Origin of the sequence: Gloeotrichia echinulata CP02, assembly GCA_038087035.1 — a bacterium.
In the GTDB taxonomy this organism is placed as follows: Bacteria; Cyanobacteriota; Cyanobacteriia; order Cyanobacteriales; family Nostocaceae; genus Gloeotrichia; species Gloeotrichia echinulata.
Genome location: CP051187.1, coordinates 4,555,098 through 4,571,584, shown reverse-complemented (window position 1 = coordinate 4,571,584; position 16,487 = coordinate 4,555,098). Strand labels below are relative to the sequence as shown.

Genomic DNA, 16,487 nt, shown 5'->3' with positions numbered 1-16,487 from the left:
TATTTTTATACTTTGCCATTACTAGTAGCTTCTACAGGCAAAAATCCCCCAGCCTGCATTTTCCATAACTTATAGTAGGCACCATGTTTTGTGAGTAATTCCTGATGGGTTCCATCTTCGACAATGCGACCGTTATCAAACACTAAAATACGATCTAGGTGGGAAATAGTGGATAAGCGATGAGCTACTACGATAACTGTTTTCCCTTGCATTGCTAAATCGAGAGTATCTTGAATCGCTTTTTCAGTGATTGAATCGAGGCTGGAAGTTGCTTCATCTAAGATCAGGATTGGCGCATCTTTGAGGATGACCCTAGCAATGGCAATGCGCTGTCTTTGTCCTCCAGAAAGTTTGACACCGCGTTCGCCCACCAGGGAATCGTAGCCTTCTTCAATCCGGGAGATAAAATCGTGAGCGTAAGCTTTACGCGATGCCTCAATTACTTCCTCATCCGTTGCTTCTAATCGACCGTAACGAACATTTTCTAATAATGTTCGATGGAACAAAGATGGGTCTTGGGGAATCAAACTAATTTGCGAGTGGAGGGCTTCCTGGGTCATATCCCTAATATCAACCCCATCAATGAGAATTTTCCCAGATTGAGGGTCGAAAAGACGCAAAATCAAATTCACAAAGCTGGATTTTCCAGAGCCAGAAAATCCCACCAGTCCCACACGTTGTCCTGCTTGAATTACAACAGAGAGGTTGTTAAATACTTGCTTCTCATTTGAGTAGCTGAAATTGACTCTCCGAAACTCAATGCGTCCCTGAGTGATGGAGTGAGAGATGGCATTTTCGCGGTCGATGATTTCGTGGGGTTGAATAATGGTGGAAACTCCATGACTGATGTTACCAATATGTTCAAAAATTTCTAGAAACCTTTTACTTAAATTGCGGGCTTCACTGATGATCAACAGCGACAAACTGGTTGCTACTACAAAATCAGCAGCAGCAATCTTTCCCTGACTCCAAAGGGAGAGCGAATAATACAAAGTACCAATTTTCAAAATTGCCGATGAGATAAACTGAAACCAGCGGATGCGTTCTGAATACCAGTTTGACTTTCTCACCTCTACGAGTTCGCGCTTTAATTGCTCATTTAAATAGCGTCGTTCAAAACCTAGACGTGCGAATAGTCGGCTACTGGTAAGATTGGTAACAGAATCTACAATCATGCCCGTAGTTTCACTTCTCTTGCTGGCGGCTCTGCGAGCGTAAATTCGGCAGCGTGTCGCTAGCCAGAAGGAAATACTCACAAAGAGAACTGCCCACCCGCCCACAAATGCAGCCAGTGGAGGATAGGCGCGATACAGTAACACCGTGGAGACGACATGTACTATAATCACGGGCATTAATTCAGTAATCAGCATTTGCATCGTCTGGGTTACACCCAAAGAAGTTTCGCTGATGCGGTGTGCCAATGCCCCGGCAAAACTGCTGCTTAGGTAGCGGTGGGAATGCTGTTGTAAGTAGGCATACAGCGAGCGGACAATGTGCTGTCGGTGGATTGGATGGCGGACAGTTTGCAAGAATCCAGATGACCGTCCGAATACGACTTCCCCCACACTCAATGCGGCGAAGAGCATAAGGGGTTGCCTCACGGCATCAAAAATGTACTTGCTATCACCCGTCGATTTTGTCACACTGCGAATAATCTCACCAATCGCATAGGGCAACATGATGCCGCATGTCGCGTGTATTGCCTCCAGAATGACTATTACTACATACCACCAACGGTAATATTTGACGAAATAGCAAATAAACCCAAAGGGCGTTGTAGGTAGCGCTGGCGCTTCAGCAGCCCTGGAAAATGTTTGAGATAAAAGAGATTTTTTGTTTTTAGTATATGTCTCTGAATTAACCATTGCTAGCTTCCAGAATCTCCCTTGCGATATTCAGCAGTAATATCATTAAGTTTTTGTTACAAATTATCATCAAGTTTTATTTCTACCGCCTTTAAGCTATCAGCCAATTGTTCTGGACGGCTAACGCCAATAATAGGAGCAGTAATAACCGGATTGGCTAGCACCCAAGCGACTGCGAGAGTAGCAAGCAACCATCGAGCAGCATCTGCAACTGTACGTAATTCCTCAACGGTATTAAATAAACTGGCGCTCGTGCCAATAACGTTCTTGATAACGTTAGGCGGTAGTACCCAAAGTAAAATGAGTTCCAGCCGCTGGACCTTGAGCGAGATTGTGTTTGCCTGTCAGTAAAACTATTGTAACCTAATAATTAGGTTATCAAACATTAAGTATTGCTAAGTGTTTGTTAGTCTCAAACCGCATCTATTTTGAGGCGAGGATAATACCACCTTCATTCCTCAAAGCCTCTGCTGACTCAATAACCTGTCCGGTTTCTAAAGAAATGTCGGTGTAAGTCCGGCAAATACTTGACTAGGAGATTGCTCGATAAATGCCAAATACTGAGGTATAACCGTGGAGGAAGGTACTACCAGCAATAGGACCGATTTCGCCGTTACAGAAAAAGCCGCCTACAGGGATATCCTTGAGGTAGCGTCTAAATAGGTCAGAATCAAAATTGCTTTGGCCGTAAAGTCCTTCGCCACGACCGACACAGGAAAACATCAACGCAGCAACAGCAGAGGTTTGGGAGGTTCGTTGGTTTTGATACCGTTGTAGCAATAATTCCAGGTCTTCGGCGGAGGCTTCAGCATCGCGGAGGTGGAATTGCAGCCGTTGACCGGGACGGACGCGATCGCCAATGGCGATCGCCCCGGCTGATGGATCTACCCCAAGTATGCTACGAATTAAAAAGTCTCCCTGCTGCAAAGTCAGCTTAAATACATCCATTGCCAGACCGACAAACAATGAATGCTGTGCCAACATCCGCTCTTTTTCGCTCAGATTAGAAATCAATTCTCGCAAAACCATTAGAGGCACTTGTTCATCCAGTTCTAGGATGATATTACGTTCAGATTTTGTGACTTGCAATGGTTTACCAATTCGTCGGCATCCTTGGGAGACAATTGTTTCTACAGCAATATTGCCACTCAAAGCCAAGCCTAGGGTTCCCTCACGATACAAGCGTTGGCGCTTCCCGCCGCAGGGATCGTTACAAAATAGGGCAATACGACCACTCATCCCCCCTGCACTAGCCTGTCCCCCCACCGTTACTGACCCAGGATAAGCAAAATCCAGACCCTGCAATAAATCACTGATTCCCGATGAAAATGAACCGCACAGCAAGATAAACTGGGGTGTTGGTGATGGTGGTACACCGATCAAATCAATCCAAGCATCTGGTGAACTATCCAAGTCAGGTAATTCTTCGGACACAACATGAAATACTTGCAAATCCACCCCTGGAAGATGTGCCAAAGTCAAACTGATAGCTGCTTCTGCTTCCAACTCTTGGATTTCTCCATTAGCCGTTGTGCCAATCACACCACCACCACTACATCCAATCAGCACACGTACTGATAGTTTCTCGGCCAACAAGGGTAATAGTCGGGAATACTCACTTGCAAAAGCAGAAGAAATGAATACCAGCCCTAAATCCGCAGGTGCTGTTAACAATGAGACAGCCTGTTCTACAACATCTGTAACAGCTGCTTCCAAAGAAGGACGGGTTGATAGGGCGTTTGCCCACTGCATTTGGTCTGCCATGAGTTTTCGGCTCTTTCTGTTGTGAGGCTAGTAGTTTTTGATTTTTGATCTGCGGAAGAATTGCACTCTAGAAGTCTTGACAACAGATATCTTAATCTGCTAAATAAAATTCTGGACAAAACCAGACATTACTTGACGTTTCAACGGGAGCATGGGAGCGCGTAGCCACTGGATGTCCAGGCACGATTTAGCGATCCTTTGCATATTTTTCCAGATTTTTAGACCTCCTCGGTGCGCTTTCTCATCCCAGAAGCTAAGGTTGTCATTCTCCATTAGATGCACTAAATATATTGTATGATTGTACTTTTCGCATACTGACTCTAGGAAATCTTAAAAGATAAATATAAATACAGTCTAGATACCCTAATTCGTTGTATTAGTTATAGATTACCAGTCTAAAACACTAACTTAACTGCTAGGTGGTTAGAATGGTGAGCGATAGAACAAAAAAACTGCCATTTTTGCAAAATTTCTATACGGGTATTAACACCACACAACGAGATTAAAGCTATGACCAACATCCAAACAAAAGCCACAGACGACATCCAAGAAAAAATCCAAGAAGAAGTTGAACAAGCTCGTACTGTCTGTGATGTAGCAGGTAGTACATCTGCTGAATGTGCTGCGGCTTGGGATGCAGTTGAAGAACTGCAAGCTGAAGCCTCCCATCAGCGCCAAAGCAAACCAAAAAACTCCCTAGAGCAATACTGTGATGACAACCCAGAAGCAGTTGAATGTCGGCTTTACGAAGACTAGAAATTAAGTTAACAAATTTTCTACTCTTCTGACGGGCAAGCACCTTGTCCAAACGACTAGAAGTCACGGATAAACAAACCAAGTCCGCCTGCGTAAAGTAAGCTAAAAGCGAGGTTTACTCGTTTAGCCAAACCACTGCGTTGGGCGGCTTCTCTGCATAAGGACAATAGGTTAAAAAAATCATGGATTTAATGTTAGGAACCATACAGGAAGCGATACAGCCAGAAAATATTTGGTTTCGCCCCTATGTCTGGATTGACTACCGACTGGCGGTATTATTTGCCGTAATTATTCCCCTAATTCTGTTGATTTGGGCTTATGTACAAAAAACTGAAGCCATACAACGCTTGTTGATAATTTACTGGAAAGTATCCAGTTTGCTGGCAATCACAATTTATCTCATGATTGGTGGGTTTGGGGTCAGTTTTATCTCAGGATTGATGGCACAAATACTAATTCCCGTTTCGCTGTGGTTTTGGGTGGATCTCAATGATGAAATTGAGTATCAGGCTAGCGGTTCGTTGAAACTGGTTTTTACCTCTTGGCGCTGGGCTATGAGTGTTTATTGTATTTTGGGCACTATTGCCTTTATACCTTTTTTAGGTTGTGCTTTTTCCGATCCCGCCCAATCTTCTTACTGTAGCGTCTGGTTTGAAGCCCCGTTACTCTTTAGAGAATATTTCCATGCGAATAGTAAACCTGGCTTCCTGGGCTTTCTGGGAATAAGTGGTTTAATAATTTACGTCCTTTATTTAAGTTACTTTGTCCTCATCAAGCTTGCCAAGCAGGGACGTTCAGCCACACAGTCTTGAGTGATCAAAACTCCATCCACAAGGGTTAGTAAGTGTAACTTAATTTCTGCTCACCTCTACTCATTGCTACTCATTTTCGCTTGGAGCTGCAATGAGTTGGTCAACAAGATACACTGATGCAATTAAGTAATTGAAAAGCTGGTAATTAGGAGGTGGTTTAATGCTGGTTGGTTTCCAAACTGAGTTGAAGTTGAATAACCAACAACGCACAGCATTGAGAAAACATTGTGGAGTAGCACGTCATGCTTGGAATTGGGGATTGGCTTTAACTAAACAGATACTTGACCACAACAAAGCGAATCCTGAGTCTAAAATCAAATTTCCGACGGCAATTGACTTGCATAAATGGTTAGTAGCATTGGTAAAATCTGAAAATGAATGGTATTACGAATGTTCTAAAAGCACTCCACAGCAAGCATTGATGGCTTTACGCGAAGCTTGGAAGCGTTGCTTTCACAAGACTGCTGGTGTGCCAAAGTTCAAAAAGAAAGGTAAACGTGATTCTTTCACGTTAGAAGGTACGGTCAAAATTATCGGTAGTAACAAAATTCAAGTACCTGTGATTGGCGTCCTCAAGACCTATGAGCGCCTACCACAAGTATTAACTAAATCTTGTACAATATCTCGTCAAGCCGACAGATGGTTTATCAGTTTCAGATTCGATGTAGAACAACAGGATTTAGGCAACAGGAGTATTGTCGGCGTTGACCTTGGTGTTAAGGAACTGGCTATACTCTCCACTGGTGAAGTTTTTTTAGGAGGCAAATCCTACAAGAAATATGAAGTCAAGCTGTCAAGAATGCAATGGTTGAATCGTCATAAAGTCATCGGTTCAGCTAACTGGAAGAAAGCACAGATAAAGATTGCTAGACTGCATAGAAAGATTGCCAACATCAGAAAAGATACATTGCACAAACTCACAACATTACTTGCTAAGAACCACGGCATAGTAGTGATTGAAGACCTCAATGTGTCCGGTATGATGGCTAACCATAAGCTAGCTAAATCTATTGCGGATATGGGATTTTATGAGTTTCGCCGTCAATTGACCTACAAGTGTGAGTTATATGGTTCAAAGCTTGTAGTGGTTGACCGATGGTTCCCATCCAGCAAAATCTGCTCTCATTGTGGAACCAAAAAAGAAACACTCACCTTGAATGAGCGAGTGTTTGAATGCGGTAACTGCGGCTTGATGATTGACCGAGATTTAAACGCAGCAATTAATTTGAGTCAAGCTGTCAGTTAGACAGTTTTAGCCTGTGGACTGGTTAACGCCGACGTTGCCAGAATAAAGCAGGAAGTAAGCATCAAACTACATAACATGAGTAGATTTGTCTATTTGTGAGTAGTTATGAATAGGTCTTATGTAACGGAATGGATAAACCGCCGACTTCAATTAAACACTAATCACAACTGACAATTGACAACTGACAACTGACAATTGACAACTGACAATCGACAACTGACAATTGACAAATAATAAACAATGGATTCCATTGGCAAGAGACTGGAACAATATACCGCCAAACGTCCACAAGAAGTTTTACTGCTAACGGTGGAAATCGACAACGAGGAAGAGAAAATTGCTATTTTCAAAGGTTTTTCCAGTTCGTTGATGCGCCCGACGGCGTTTGATCCCGATGTACCCGTGCTACCAGATGGGGCAAAGATTCTCAGTATTGACCGAATAAAAAGTCCTTATAATCCTGAAGCGCCTCGTTATATCCAACAAGGACTATCCTGGGAGGCTATGCAAACTTTATTATCTGAAGTAGGAATATAGTATCTGTAGGGTGGGCATTGCCCACCCTACGTATATTTCTGGGAGGCTATGCAAACTCTACTATCTGAAGAAGTAGGAATATAGAGGAGTTAGGAGTAATGTCCCGTTCTGGATACACTCTCCCTGTTTTTGCCTGTGCGGCTGCTGTGGCTGCGTTACACTGGTTACGCTATCGTCAAGCGCTAACAGCAGTGTCGCTGGATTTGCTTGAACCAGCCGAAATAGTAGAAATACCGATTGAACAGGTCGCAGGATTATCTCAAAGTATAGCGTTGGCAATTACGCGTAGTGATCCGGGTGATAATCTTGACTTGACTAGAAATACACCAATTTGGGCAATGGTGGAATGGAGAGGGGGGGAGGGGGAGAGAGTAATTATTCAGGGGGGAGAGGGGATTGGTAGACAGATGAATGCTGGTGATGTACCGGCTATTTATGCTTATGCTCAAAGGCTGTTGCGCGAGAATTTGCAGCGGATTTTGACACCGACGGAAAAAATCACGGTGACGATTATTTTACCCCAAGGGCGATCGCTCGCTGTTCGCACTTCTAATGCTGCATTTGGTGTGGTTGACGGTCTGTCGCTGTTGGGGACAACGGGGATTTCTCAACCTTTAAGCACCCCTGATCAGTTAACGGCTTTCCGCAATGAATTGCAACAAAAAGCTCATCGTTTTGATACTTTGGTCTTCTGTATTGGCGAAAACGGCTTGGATTTAGCGCGAAAAATAGGTATTAATCCTGAGCGATTGGTGAAAACTGCTAACTGGCTAGGACCAATGTTAGTTGAGGCTGATGTCCTAGGGGTGCAAGAAATTTTATTGTTTGGCTATCACGGTAAGTTGATGAAATTGGCGGGGGGGATTTTTCATACCCACCATCACTTAGCTGATGGGCGCCGGGAAATTTTGGCGGCGCAGTGTGCCCTAGCTGGGTTACAGTCATCAGATATACAAGCGGTTTTCAACAGCCCCACGGCTGAAGCAGCACTGGGACACCTACGAGCGCTCGATGGGGCGACTGGTAGCAATTGGGTAAATCAAGTTTATAGTGCGATCGCTGAAAATATTGATTCCCGTTCTTGTGAATACATCCAAAATCATAGCCAACGCGGCACAGCAGCTACAGTTTGTGGTTCTATCCTCTTTGACCGCGATCGCAAAATTATCATAAAGAGCAAAACTGCTTGTATCTTATCCGGAAAATTATGTTAACTTATTATGAATCATCATAAATACTCAAAAATAAGATTCTTTTTAGTAAGAACACTAGGGTAAGTTTTTTCTTCTTATACCATGCCAAGTTCACAGGCTAAACAAACGCGCCACATATCGCGTTTGTCAAGGATTCGTTTACCATTGCGAACCTGACTAGCCAAAAATAATGGTAGCAGTTAGACCAACGACGATTTATCCTTACAGACACACTTCCTGATCATGAATAAAGCGGTGACTCTACTGACAGAACAAGCTCCTCAAGCATCAGAAAATTGGGGTGGACTCAATCGCCAAATGATTGTGATTCTGGACTTCGGCTCTCAATATTCGGAATTGATTGCCCGTCGCATCCGCGAGACCCAAGTATACTCTGAAGTCCTGTCCTATCGTACTCCAGCTTCCCAGTTACGGCAACTAAATCCTAAAGGGATCATTCTTTCCGGTGGACCGAGTTCAGTTTATGGCGATCGCGCTCCCCATTGTGACCCAGAAATCTGGAATTTGGGAATTCCCATTTTAGGTGTGTGCTACGGTATGCAGCTAATGGCGAGTAAACTTGGTGGAGAAGTCGCCAAGGCTGACCGAGGTGAATATGGCAAAGCATCATTATATATAGATGATCCCACTGATTTGTTGACTAATGTCGAAGATGGGACGACGATGTGGATGAGTCATGGAGACTCCGTAACTCAAATGCCACCAGGATTTGAATTACTTGCCCATACAGAGAATACACCATGTGCTGCCATTGCCAACCATGTGAAGAAACTTTACGGTGTGCAGTTCCATCCAGAAGTGGTGCATTCCGTTGGCGGCATAGCATTAATCCGTAATTTTGTCTACAAAATTTGTGAGTGCGAACCCACCTGGACAACGGCGGCTTTTGTCGAAGAATCAATTCGCGAAATTCGCGCCAGAGTCGGTGAAAAGCGGGTGCTATTGGCGCTGTCTGGGGGTGTAGATTCTTCCACCCTCGCCTTTTTGTTGTATAAAGCCATTGGTGATCAGTTGACTTGTGTATTTATCGATCAAGGCTTTATGCGAAAGTATGAGCCAGAGCGGTTAGTCAAGCTTTTCCATGAGCAATTTCATATTCCCGTAGAGTATGTTAACGCCCGCGAGCGCTTCTTAGCTAAAGTTGCTGGTGTTACCGATCCTGAAGAAAAACGCCGTCGGATTGGACATGAATTCATCAATGTATTTGAAGAAACATCCAAACACCTCGGACATTTTGATTATCTAGCTCAAGGTACCTTATATCCAGATGTGATCGAATCTGCTGATACCAACGTTGATCCCCAAACTGGTGAACGGGTAGCAGTGAAAATCAAGAGCCATCATAATGTAGGTGGCTTACCCAAAGACCTGCGATTTAAACTAGTAGAACCACTGCGGAAATTATTTAAAGATGAAGTCCGCAAAGTTGGGCGTTCCATTGGTTTACCAGAAGAAATTGTCCAACGTCAACCCTTCCCCGGTCCTGGTTTGGCGATTCGCATCCTAGGCGAAGTCACCGCCGAACGGTTGAACATTTTGCGCGATGCTGATTTGATTGTCCGCCAAGAAATCAACCAACGTGGCTTGTATCACGATGTTTGGCAGGCTTTTGCTGTCTTACTCCCAATTCGCAGTGTTGGCGTCATGGGTGATCAGCGCACATACGCCCACCCTATTGTATTACGGATTGTCACTAGTGAAGATGGGATGACCGCTGATTGGGCGAAAGTTCCTTATGAGGTTTTGGAAGTGATTTCCAACCGCATTGTCAATGAAGTCAAAGGTGTGAATCGAGTGGTGTATGACATCACCTCCAAGCCGCCTGGAACCATAGAATGGGAGTAAGGAGTAAGGAGTTAGGAGTTAGGAGTTAGGAGTTAGGAGTTAGGAGTTAGGAGTTAGGAGTTAGGAGTTAGGAGTTAGGAGTTAGGAGTTAGGAGTTAGGAGTTAGGAGTTAGGAGTTAGGAGTTAGGAGTTAGGAGTTAGGAGTTAGGAGTTAGGAGTTAGGAGTTAGGAATAGACTGAAATCTCATAACTCTTAACTCTACTAGTACTTACGAATAGAAGGTAACACCCATTTGATCGGCTATGTGTGGACGATTGTGGGTAGGGGCGCAAGGCCTTGCGCCCCTACAGCTGATAACTGTTAAATCTACTAGGAGTTACTCCCTTCCCGCTGGAAGATTACCGAAATAATTTTTAGCTCACACAAAGGCGCAAAGGCGCAAAGAAGGAAAATTATAGGTAATCTTAGACTGGGAAGGGAGTAGGAAGAGAAGGTAACACTCATTTGATCGGCGATGTGTGAACGATTGTGGGTAGGGGCGCAAGGCCTTGCGCCCCTACAGATCATCGAACGACTCCAAAAAAAGAGATTTTCCGGTGCGATGAGGGGTTAGACCTACCATTCTCGACTCTGCATCCTTTGAGAAGTCGGGGATCTGATTTCTATTGAATGATTTAGGACTGCTACCAGTATCCGCACTTTGGCGAAATGGTATAAAAATCGCCTATGTTATTTCCTTTCAAGGCAAAGGTGGTAATATCCAAATTGTTACCCAAGGATTATTTCGCTCTGTTGATAGTGATATTACGGCTTCTTCACAATTGGGTATCAATGGCAGTGTGAATATCTCCGTATTAAATGTCAATCAAGAGAAAGCTTTAACTACTCAACCAAGTAACTTTATCAGCACAGAGCAACTAATGGCTAGTAGTTGTCTGGCGCGTCGCAACGCCCAGCAAGGTCTATTTATCGTCACAGGTAACAATGGCTTACCGGAAACTCCCTATGGTGTATCTGCTATATCGTATGATCTACTACAGGTAAAACCTGTGGCTATCAGACAGCAGGAGGACAGAGGAGGGAAAACTACCTCGACTACATATCCAATTGCTACTCCTTGGAAGCTTGGTGATCCGATTCAGGAAGCGACAAGCTTAGTGGTGACAGCAGATGGACGAAGGCTTTTGGCTACTCATGCTCAGGCTGTGGCTAATGTTGCCAATTTGACCTGTGAAATATAATTCAATTATGAATTATCGGTAACTTAATTGTGAACGTGGCACCTTTACCAAGACCGGGGCTGGCTGCTTGAATAGTACCGCCATGTAATTCGACTAAATGACGAGCGATCGCTAAACCTAATCCTAAACCACCTTGTTTATCAGTTCCTTGATGATAGCGTTCAAATACGTTCGGTAGAAATTCAGGGCTAATCCCAATACCTGTGTCACTGACTGTGATTTGGGCAAAGTTTGGGGTTAAGGTTTGAGTATTTTCCCTTGATTTTCTTTCTGTGAAAGATGACAGCCGCACTTGCACTGTTCCTGCTGATGGGGTAAACTTAATAGCATTAGAGATTAAATTTGACATAACCTGTAGCAAGCGGTTGCTATCGCCCATCATTGGTGGGATGGAGTCGTCAGTGACAAACTCTAGACGAATAGATTTATCAATTGCCGATGGGTAGGCAGCCTGAATGGCGGCATTAATAATGCTTGATAAATTCACTAGAGTCATCTCAATTTCAAGTTTACCCTGAAGGATGCGGGAAATATTCAAGAGGTCTTCTAGAAGTTTTGCCTGGGATTGAGCATTCCTTTCAATCGTTTCTAGGGCAATGGTAACGGTAGCTTGCTCCATTTGACGACTCCGCAACAGTTTTGCCCAGCCAAGAATAGCATTGAGAGGAGAGCGCAGGTCATGGGATACCATAGCGATAAACTCATCTTTAGCGCGGTTAGCGCCTTCAGCTTCAGTGCGGGCAACTTGCTCAAGTTCTAAAAGTCTGGTATGCTCAAATTCTAAGTGTTTGCGCTCGTCTATATCTGTACTTGTGCCAAACCACTCGATGATATTTCCTTGCTCATCCTTGAGGGGGATACCACGCTCTAAATACCAGCGATAGATACTGTCAAATCTACGATAGCGAGTTTCGTGTTCGTAAACTTCCCCGGTTCGCACCGCTACTGACCATCCCTGGACAACTGCGGACATATCATCTGGATGCACAATCTCTGTCCAGCCCAACCTCATCGCCTGCTCAACTGTTTGTCCAGTGAATTCATACCATCGTTGATTGAAATAATGGTATTGACCCTTAGCATTGCAGATCCAGACAAGTTGAGGTATTGCATTAGATAAGTAGCGGTAGCGTTCCTCGCTTTGGCGCAAGGCGGTTTCTGCAAGTTTGTTTTGGGTGATATCAATGGACGTACCAACTATCTGACACGGTAAACCGTCAGATTTCCTAATGAATACAGTATCTCGACTGGAAAACCAACGCCATTCGCCATTGGCGTGGCGTATTCGATACTCATTTTCGATAATTTCGCCATTCTTAACGGTGTCAAATTGTTGGAAGGCTATAGAAAGTCGAGCAAAATCATCAGGATGCATTAACTGTGTAATCAACTCTGTTCCTAGAGCCTGAATTGTTTGGGGACTATAACCCAGCAGTTTAGTTATCTGAGGATTAATATAGATATTACGCCGTTCAACCAAATCATAAACATACACAATTCCTGGTGTTGTTTCAGCAATGCGTTCGATAAAGCGCTGAGTTTGGCGTAAATGCTCCTCGCTTTGTTGCAGTTGCTGACTAAGTTTAGCGTGCTTAATTGCCGAACTGATAGTAAAGCGCAAATGTTCTCCCGTCGTCTGTTCCTTCACGAGATAATCTTGGACACCACTTTTCATTGCTTTAACAGCAATGGCTTCATTTCCACACCCTGTTAACATAACCACAGGTGAAATATCACGCTGGGACTGCTGTTTTAACTTCGTCAAAAATTCCAATCCATCCAAGTCTGGGAGCAAAAAATCTAATAATATCCCATCAGGGTGAAAGCGTTGACACAATTCTAAAGCCGCTTCTCCTGATTCCTCTTCGATAATTTCATAGTCATGTTCTTGATCTTGCTGTAGATAACGACGATAAACCTGGCGGTCTTCAAGACAATCATCGATGATTAAAACAGTCAAGGGATGCATCATAAATAGCTTTAAAATAAGGACTCAATAGGCGCTCAGTGAACCGTATTGGGTTAAGAGCCGGGAAATAAATTTCGGGCTTAAAGCTTAAACCCATTGAAATGGGTTAAAAGATTACCCAGTAAGCCTTGTAGGGGCGCAAGGCCTAGATCCCCTACTTTAGCTATGAACAAGTACTTTAGTTATGGGCGGCGTTTCGGGCTTAACCTAAGCAGTATTGCAATCGAACCTACGCTGTTTAAGGTTTTTGGGCAAAACTTACGGAGGATTGGTAGTAGTCTGTCAATTTTGTTTTGAGGGATTTTTGGTAGTGTGAGCGTCTCGCTCACTACAGTCTATCATTTTTATAGCGTTTCTCGCCCTAGTGAGGTACATCGGTAAGGGCACGGCAGTGCCGTGCCCCTACATCGCGTGATACAATTTTGTACCTCATCTGAATAGGAAGTGCTATATCTTGACAGAGTAGTAGTATGTAGTTAATTATGGTTACTGACTGAATCAGGAAAAACTACAATGTCTAACCAATAAGCAATGAAGGTTGAAATTGTCTTGACTAACCGGTTAATGTCAACTGGTTTTAATATATAACTGGCAACAGAATATCGGTAACATATTTCTATATCTTTAGGGTTAGACGAAGTGGAGAATACAACCACAGGTATATATTTGAGATTTTCATCCTGTTTCATTTGCGCCAATACTTCTCGGCCATCAGTACCTGGTAAATTTAGGTCGAGCAAAATAATCGCGGGACGGGGAGCAATTTGGACGTTTTCGTAGATTCCGGTGTGGTAGAGAAAATCCAGCGCCTCATCGCCATCGGTACAGCGAAATACAGGGTTAATTACAGATTGTTGGCGCATGACTCGACACAAAGCTTCATAGTCTTCGTCGCTGTCTTCAATCACTAATAAAGGTTTAGCACTGTTACTTATCATCGCTGTTCTCAACTCTCTGTAGTGTGAAATAAAAGGTACTACCTTGGCCATAGGTTGATTCCACCCAAATTGTACCACCATGAAGCTCCACAATTTTCTTGGCAATCGTTAATCCTGCCCCAGTACCCTCGCTATATTTGCTCTGACTATGCAGTCGTTTGAAAATGCGAAAAATGGCGTCAAAGTGTTTTTCGCGAATGCCTATGCCATTATCTCGTATATAGAATGTAATTGGTTGAGGAGAATCGTCAATGTAACCAATTTCAATCAATTTTTCGGTTCTGTCGTTATATTTAATAGCATTGGTAATTAAATTGCTGAAAACTTCGCCTACCTGAACGCGATCGCAATATACTGTTGGTAGGGGTCTGGGAATGCGGATTTCTACGCCTGTTTCTTCAATTCTGGCACTCAATAGGTCTAAAATTCCACTCACAATCATATTGATATCATTTTGCTGCATCGAAAGCTCCACCCTTCCCAAGCGAGAAAAATGCAGCAAGGAATTGATTAAATCTTCCATCCGCTGGCTGAGACGAATTAGGGTTTGTAACTTTGCTTTACCCTCTTCATTTAATATTGTGCCGTAGTCTTCAATCAGAAAATTTGAGTAGTTGTGAATACCCCGCAATGGTTCTTTCAAATCATGAGAAGCAATGTAGGCGAAAGCGTCTAATTCGCTGTTGCTGCGTTCGAGTTCAATATTTAGCTGTGCTAATTCATCCGCTTTCCGCAGGACTACACTAATAATTGCATTTCTAAGTTCCAAAGCTGCATTCACTTCACAGGTTTTCCAGGGAAGAGATTGCAACTTCACTGTTTCTTTCCATAAATTAAATGATTTGCGGGGAGATGAATGCAAACTACCGTCTTCCATGACTTCGACAGGGTTCTTCGGGTTCCCTCCCCAATTTACGGTTTGTATCACCTCTGGACGAAACCACAAAATATAGTTTCTCTGACTTTTAGAGATAGGAAATACCATCAAACCGCTAGCAAAATCAGAGAATTTTTCTGCTTCTGGGTAGATTTTTGATAACCCGTCCGTGTGAAAAACTTCTTCATGCACGTTTTTATCTATCCACTCTATTAAATGTTGAATTTCTAGTTTTAATGGAGTTTCTCCAAGGGTATAATACTTACCTTCAAAATAGATAGCAGCACCTTGAGAATTAGTGAGATTCAGTAGATTAGGCTGGTTATTTATCAACCCATCAATGAAGTGTTTTTCTGCTGACATATACTCGACTAATTTTGCCACTACAGATTTTAACTGTATTTTGTATTCAGAATCTTCGCTGTCTTCTTTAGCTACCAATTCAATAGATATCATTCGCCCAAAAAATTCACAAGCATTACGAATTTCATATGATATATATTTGGGTGATTGATGATGACAAGCAATTAGTCCCCAGAGTTTTTGGTTTTTCATGATGGCAATTGACATTGATGCCGTCACGCCCATATTATGCAGATACTCAATATGGCAAGGTGAGACACTCCGCAACACTGAATTGCTTAAATCCAAAGACTGGTTAGTTAATGGGTTATTCCTAGGAACAATTGTCGCCGACTCATCGTTAACATTTGGGATCAGCCTGAGCAAATTTTGACTGTAGAGCCTTCTTGCTGGTTCAGGAATATCGGAAGCGGGGTAGTGGAAGCCTAAATAAGCAGTGAGACATTCTGCTTTTTCTTCAGCAATCACTGTGCCATTCCAATCTTCATTAAATCGATAAAGCATTACTCGGTCAAAGCCAGTGATTTTTTTCACCTCTTTGATAACGATTTCACTGAGGTCTATAACATTCGCAGCACCCTGTAATTTAGATAAAGCGCGTTTTAGTAAGTTATAAAATTCAAAAAATCCATGATTTTTATCATCGGTTAATTTATGTTCTAATTCCAGAATTAAACCCCCATTATTTCGATGCATAATGCTATCAAAAGATACAACATTATTACCTAATGGTATGAAAATTTCCAGGTGGTTAATGAATTGTAAATCTTCATCATTAGTGATATCTCTTAATAAATTAATTTGGTCTTGATCAAGCAAAAGGCTTAAAGGTTGATTTAGCAAATCTTCGGGATTTAACCCTAAAAAATCATATGTATTGTTGCTAACTTGCAGGATGGTTAATTCTGGTTCTTTTAATACTAAAATCACTCCATGCGGCTGAATAGAGTCTGGAATATGAATTACCTCTTTGTCACAGGTTGTGAGGTCAACTTGAAATGGAGTAGGAATATGGTTTATACTCATGTTTCAACTTTAATGATTACAACTAAATTTGAGCCAGGGTGAATTCCATTAGCGGCTACAAAGACAAAACCTACCTCTGCAGGTTAAGAGAAA

General features: G+C 42.9%; 13 protein-coding genes. 7 read left to right on the top strand and 6 right to left on the bottom strand.

Annotated features, from left to right (window positions below):
* Positions 1-5: 5 nt before the first annotated feature.
* From HEQ19_20040 to HEQ19_20030, 3 genes are all read right to left on the bottom strand, one after another.
* The gene (locus HEQ19_20040) at positions 6-1,865 is read right to left on the bottom strand and encodes an ABC transporter ATP-binding protein (GenBank protein WYM01444.1); all 1,860 of its coding nucleotides are present in this window, start codon (positions 1,863-1,865) and stop codon (positions 6-8) included.
* Between the two features lie 56 nt (positions 1,866-1,921).
* Entirely contained in the window at positions 1,922-2,056 is a 135-nt protein-coding gene (locus HEQ19_31200) for an aldo/keto reductase (GenBank protein ID WZI66968.1), read from the bottom strand.
* Positions 2,057-2,396: 340 nt separating this feature from the next.
* A complete protein-coding gene (locus tag HEQ19_20030; GenBank protein ID WYM01443.1) occupies positions 2,397-3,629 on the bottom strand; it encodes an FIST N-terminal domain-containing protein in 1,233 nt (410 codons plus the stop codon).
* 510 nt (positions 3,630-4,139) lie between these two features.
* Between HEQ19_20030 and HEQ19_20025 the strand changes: the two genes are divergently transcribed.
* The 7 genes from HEQ19_20025 (at position 4,140) to HEQ19_19995 (ending at position 11,221) form a co-directional block, all read left to right on the top strand.
* Complete coding sequence (locus HEQ19_20025) at positions 4,140-4,385, top strand: Calvin cycle protein CP12 (GenBank protein WYM01442.1); 246 nt, start codon at positions 4,140-4,142, stop codon at positions 4,383-4,385.
* A 182-nt stretch (positions 4,386-4,567) separates the two neighbouring features.
* Positions 4,568-5,197, top strand: a complete 630-nt coding sequence (locus HEQ19_20020; protein ID WYM03516.2) for a DUF3177 family protein — start codon at positions 4,568-4,570, stop codon at positions 5,195-5,197.
* Positions 5,198-5,357: 160 nt separating this feature from the next.
* Entirely contained in the window at positions 5,358-6,443 is a 1,086-nt protein-coding gene (locus HEQ19_20015) for an RNA-guided endonuclease TnpB family protein (protein ID WYM01441.1), read from the top strand.
* Between the two features lie 240 nt (positions 6,444-6,683).
* Entirely contained in the window at positions 6,684-6,980 is a 297-nt protein-coding gene (locus HEQ19_20010; protein WYM01440.1) for a hypothetical protein, read from the top strand.
* 98 nt (positions 6,981-7,078) lie between these two features.
* Positions 7,079-8,194, top strand: coding sequence for a cobalt-precorrin-5B (C(1))-methyltransferase CbiD (cbiD, locus tag HEQ19_20005; GenBank protein ID WYM01439.1), 1,116 nt, complete (start codon positions 7,079-7,081; stop codon positions 8,192-8,194).
* Positions 8,195-8,416: 222 nt separating this feature from the next.
* On the top strand, positions 8,417-10,039 hold the full coding sequence (gene guaA, locus HEQ19_20000; protein WYM01438.1) for a glutamine-hydrolyzing GMP synthase: 1,623 nt from the start codon (positions 8,417-8,419) through the stop codon (positions 10,037-10,039).
* 606 nt (positions 10,040-10,645) lie between these two features.
* The gene (locus tag HEQ19_19995) at positions 10,646-11,221 is read left to right on the top strand and encodes a hypothetical protein (GenBank protein ID WYM01437.1); all 576 of its coding nucleotides are present in this window, start codon (positions 10,646-10,648) and stop codon (positions 11,219-11,221) included.
* Between the two features lies 1 nt (position 11,222).
* On the opposite strand, the gene HEQ19_19990 is transcribed toward HEQ19_19995, so the two are convergent.
* The 3 genes from HEQ19_19990 to HEQ19_19980 form a co-directional block, all read right to left on the bottom strand.
* Positions 11,223-13,193, bottom strand: a complete 1,971-nt coding sequence (locus tag HEQ19_19990) for a PAS domain-containing protein (protein WYM01436.1) — start codon at positions 13,191-13,193, stop codon at positions 11,223-11,225.
* Positions 13,194-13,666: 473 nt separating this feature from the next.
* Positions 13,667-14,128, bottom strand: coding sequence for a response regulator (locus tag HEQ19_19985; GenBank protein WYM01435.1), 462 nt, complete (start codon positions 14,126-14,128; stop codon positions 13,667-13,669).
* On the bottom strand, positions 14,118-16,394 hold the full coding sequence (locus tag HEQ19_19980) for an ATP-binding protein (GenBank protein ID WYM01434.1): 2,277 nt from the start codon (positions 16,392-16,394) through the stop codon (positions 14,118-14,120). Before HEQ19_19980 ends, HEQ19_19985 begins: the two co-directional genes overlap by 11 nt.
* Positions 16,395-16,487: the final 93 nt, after the last annotated feature.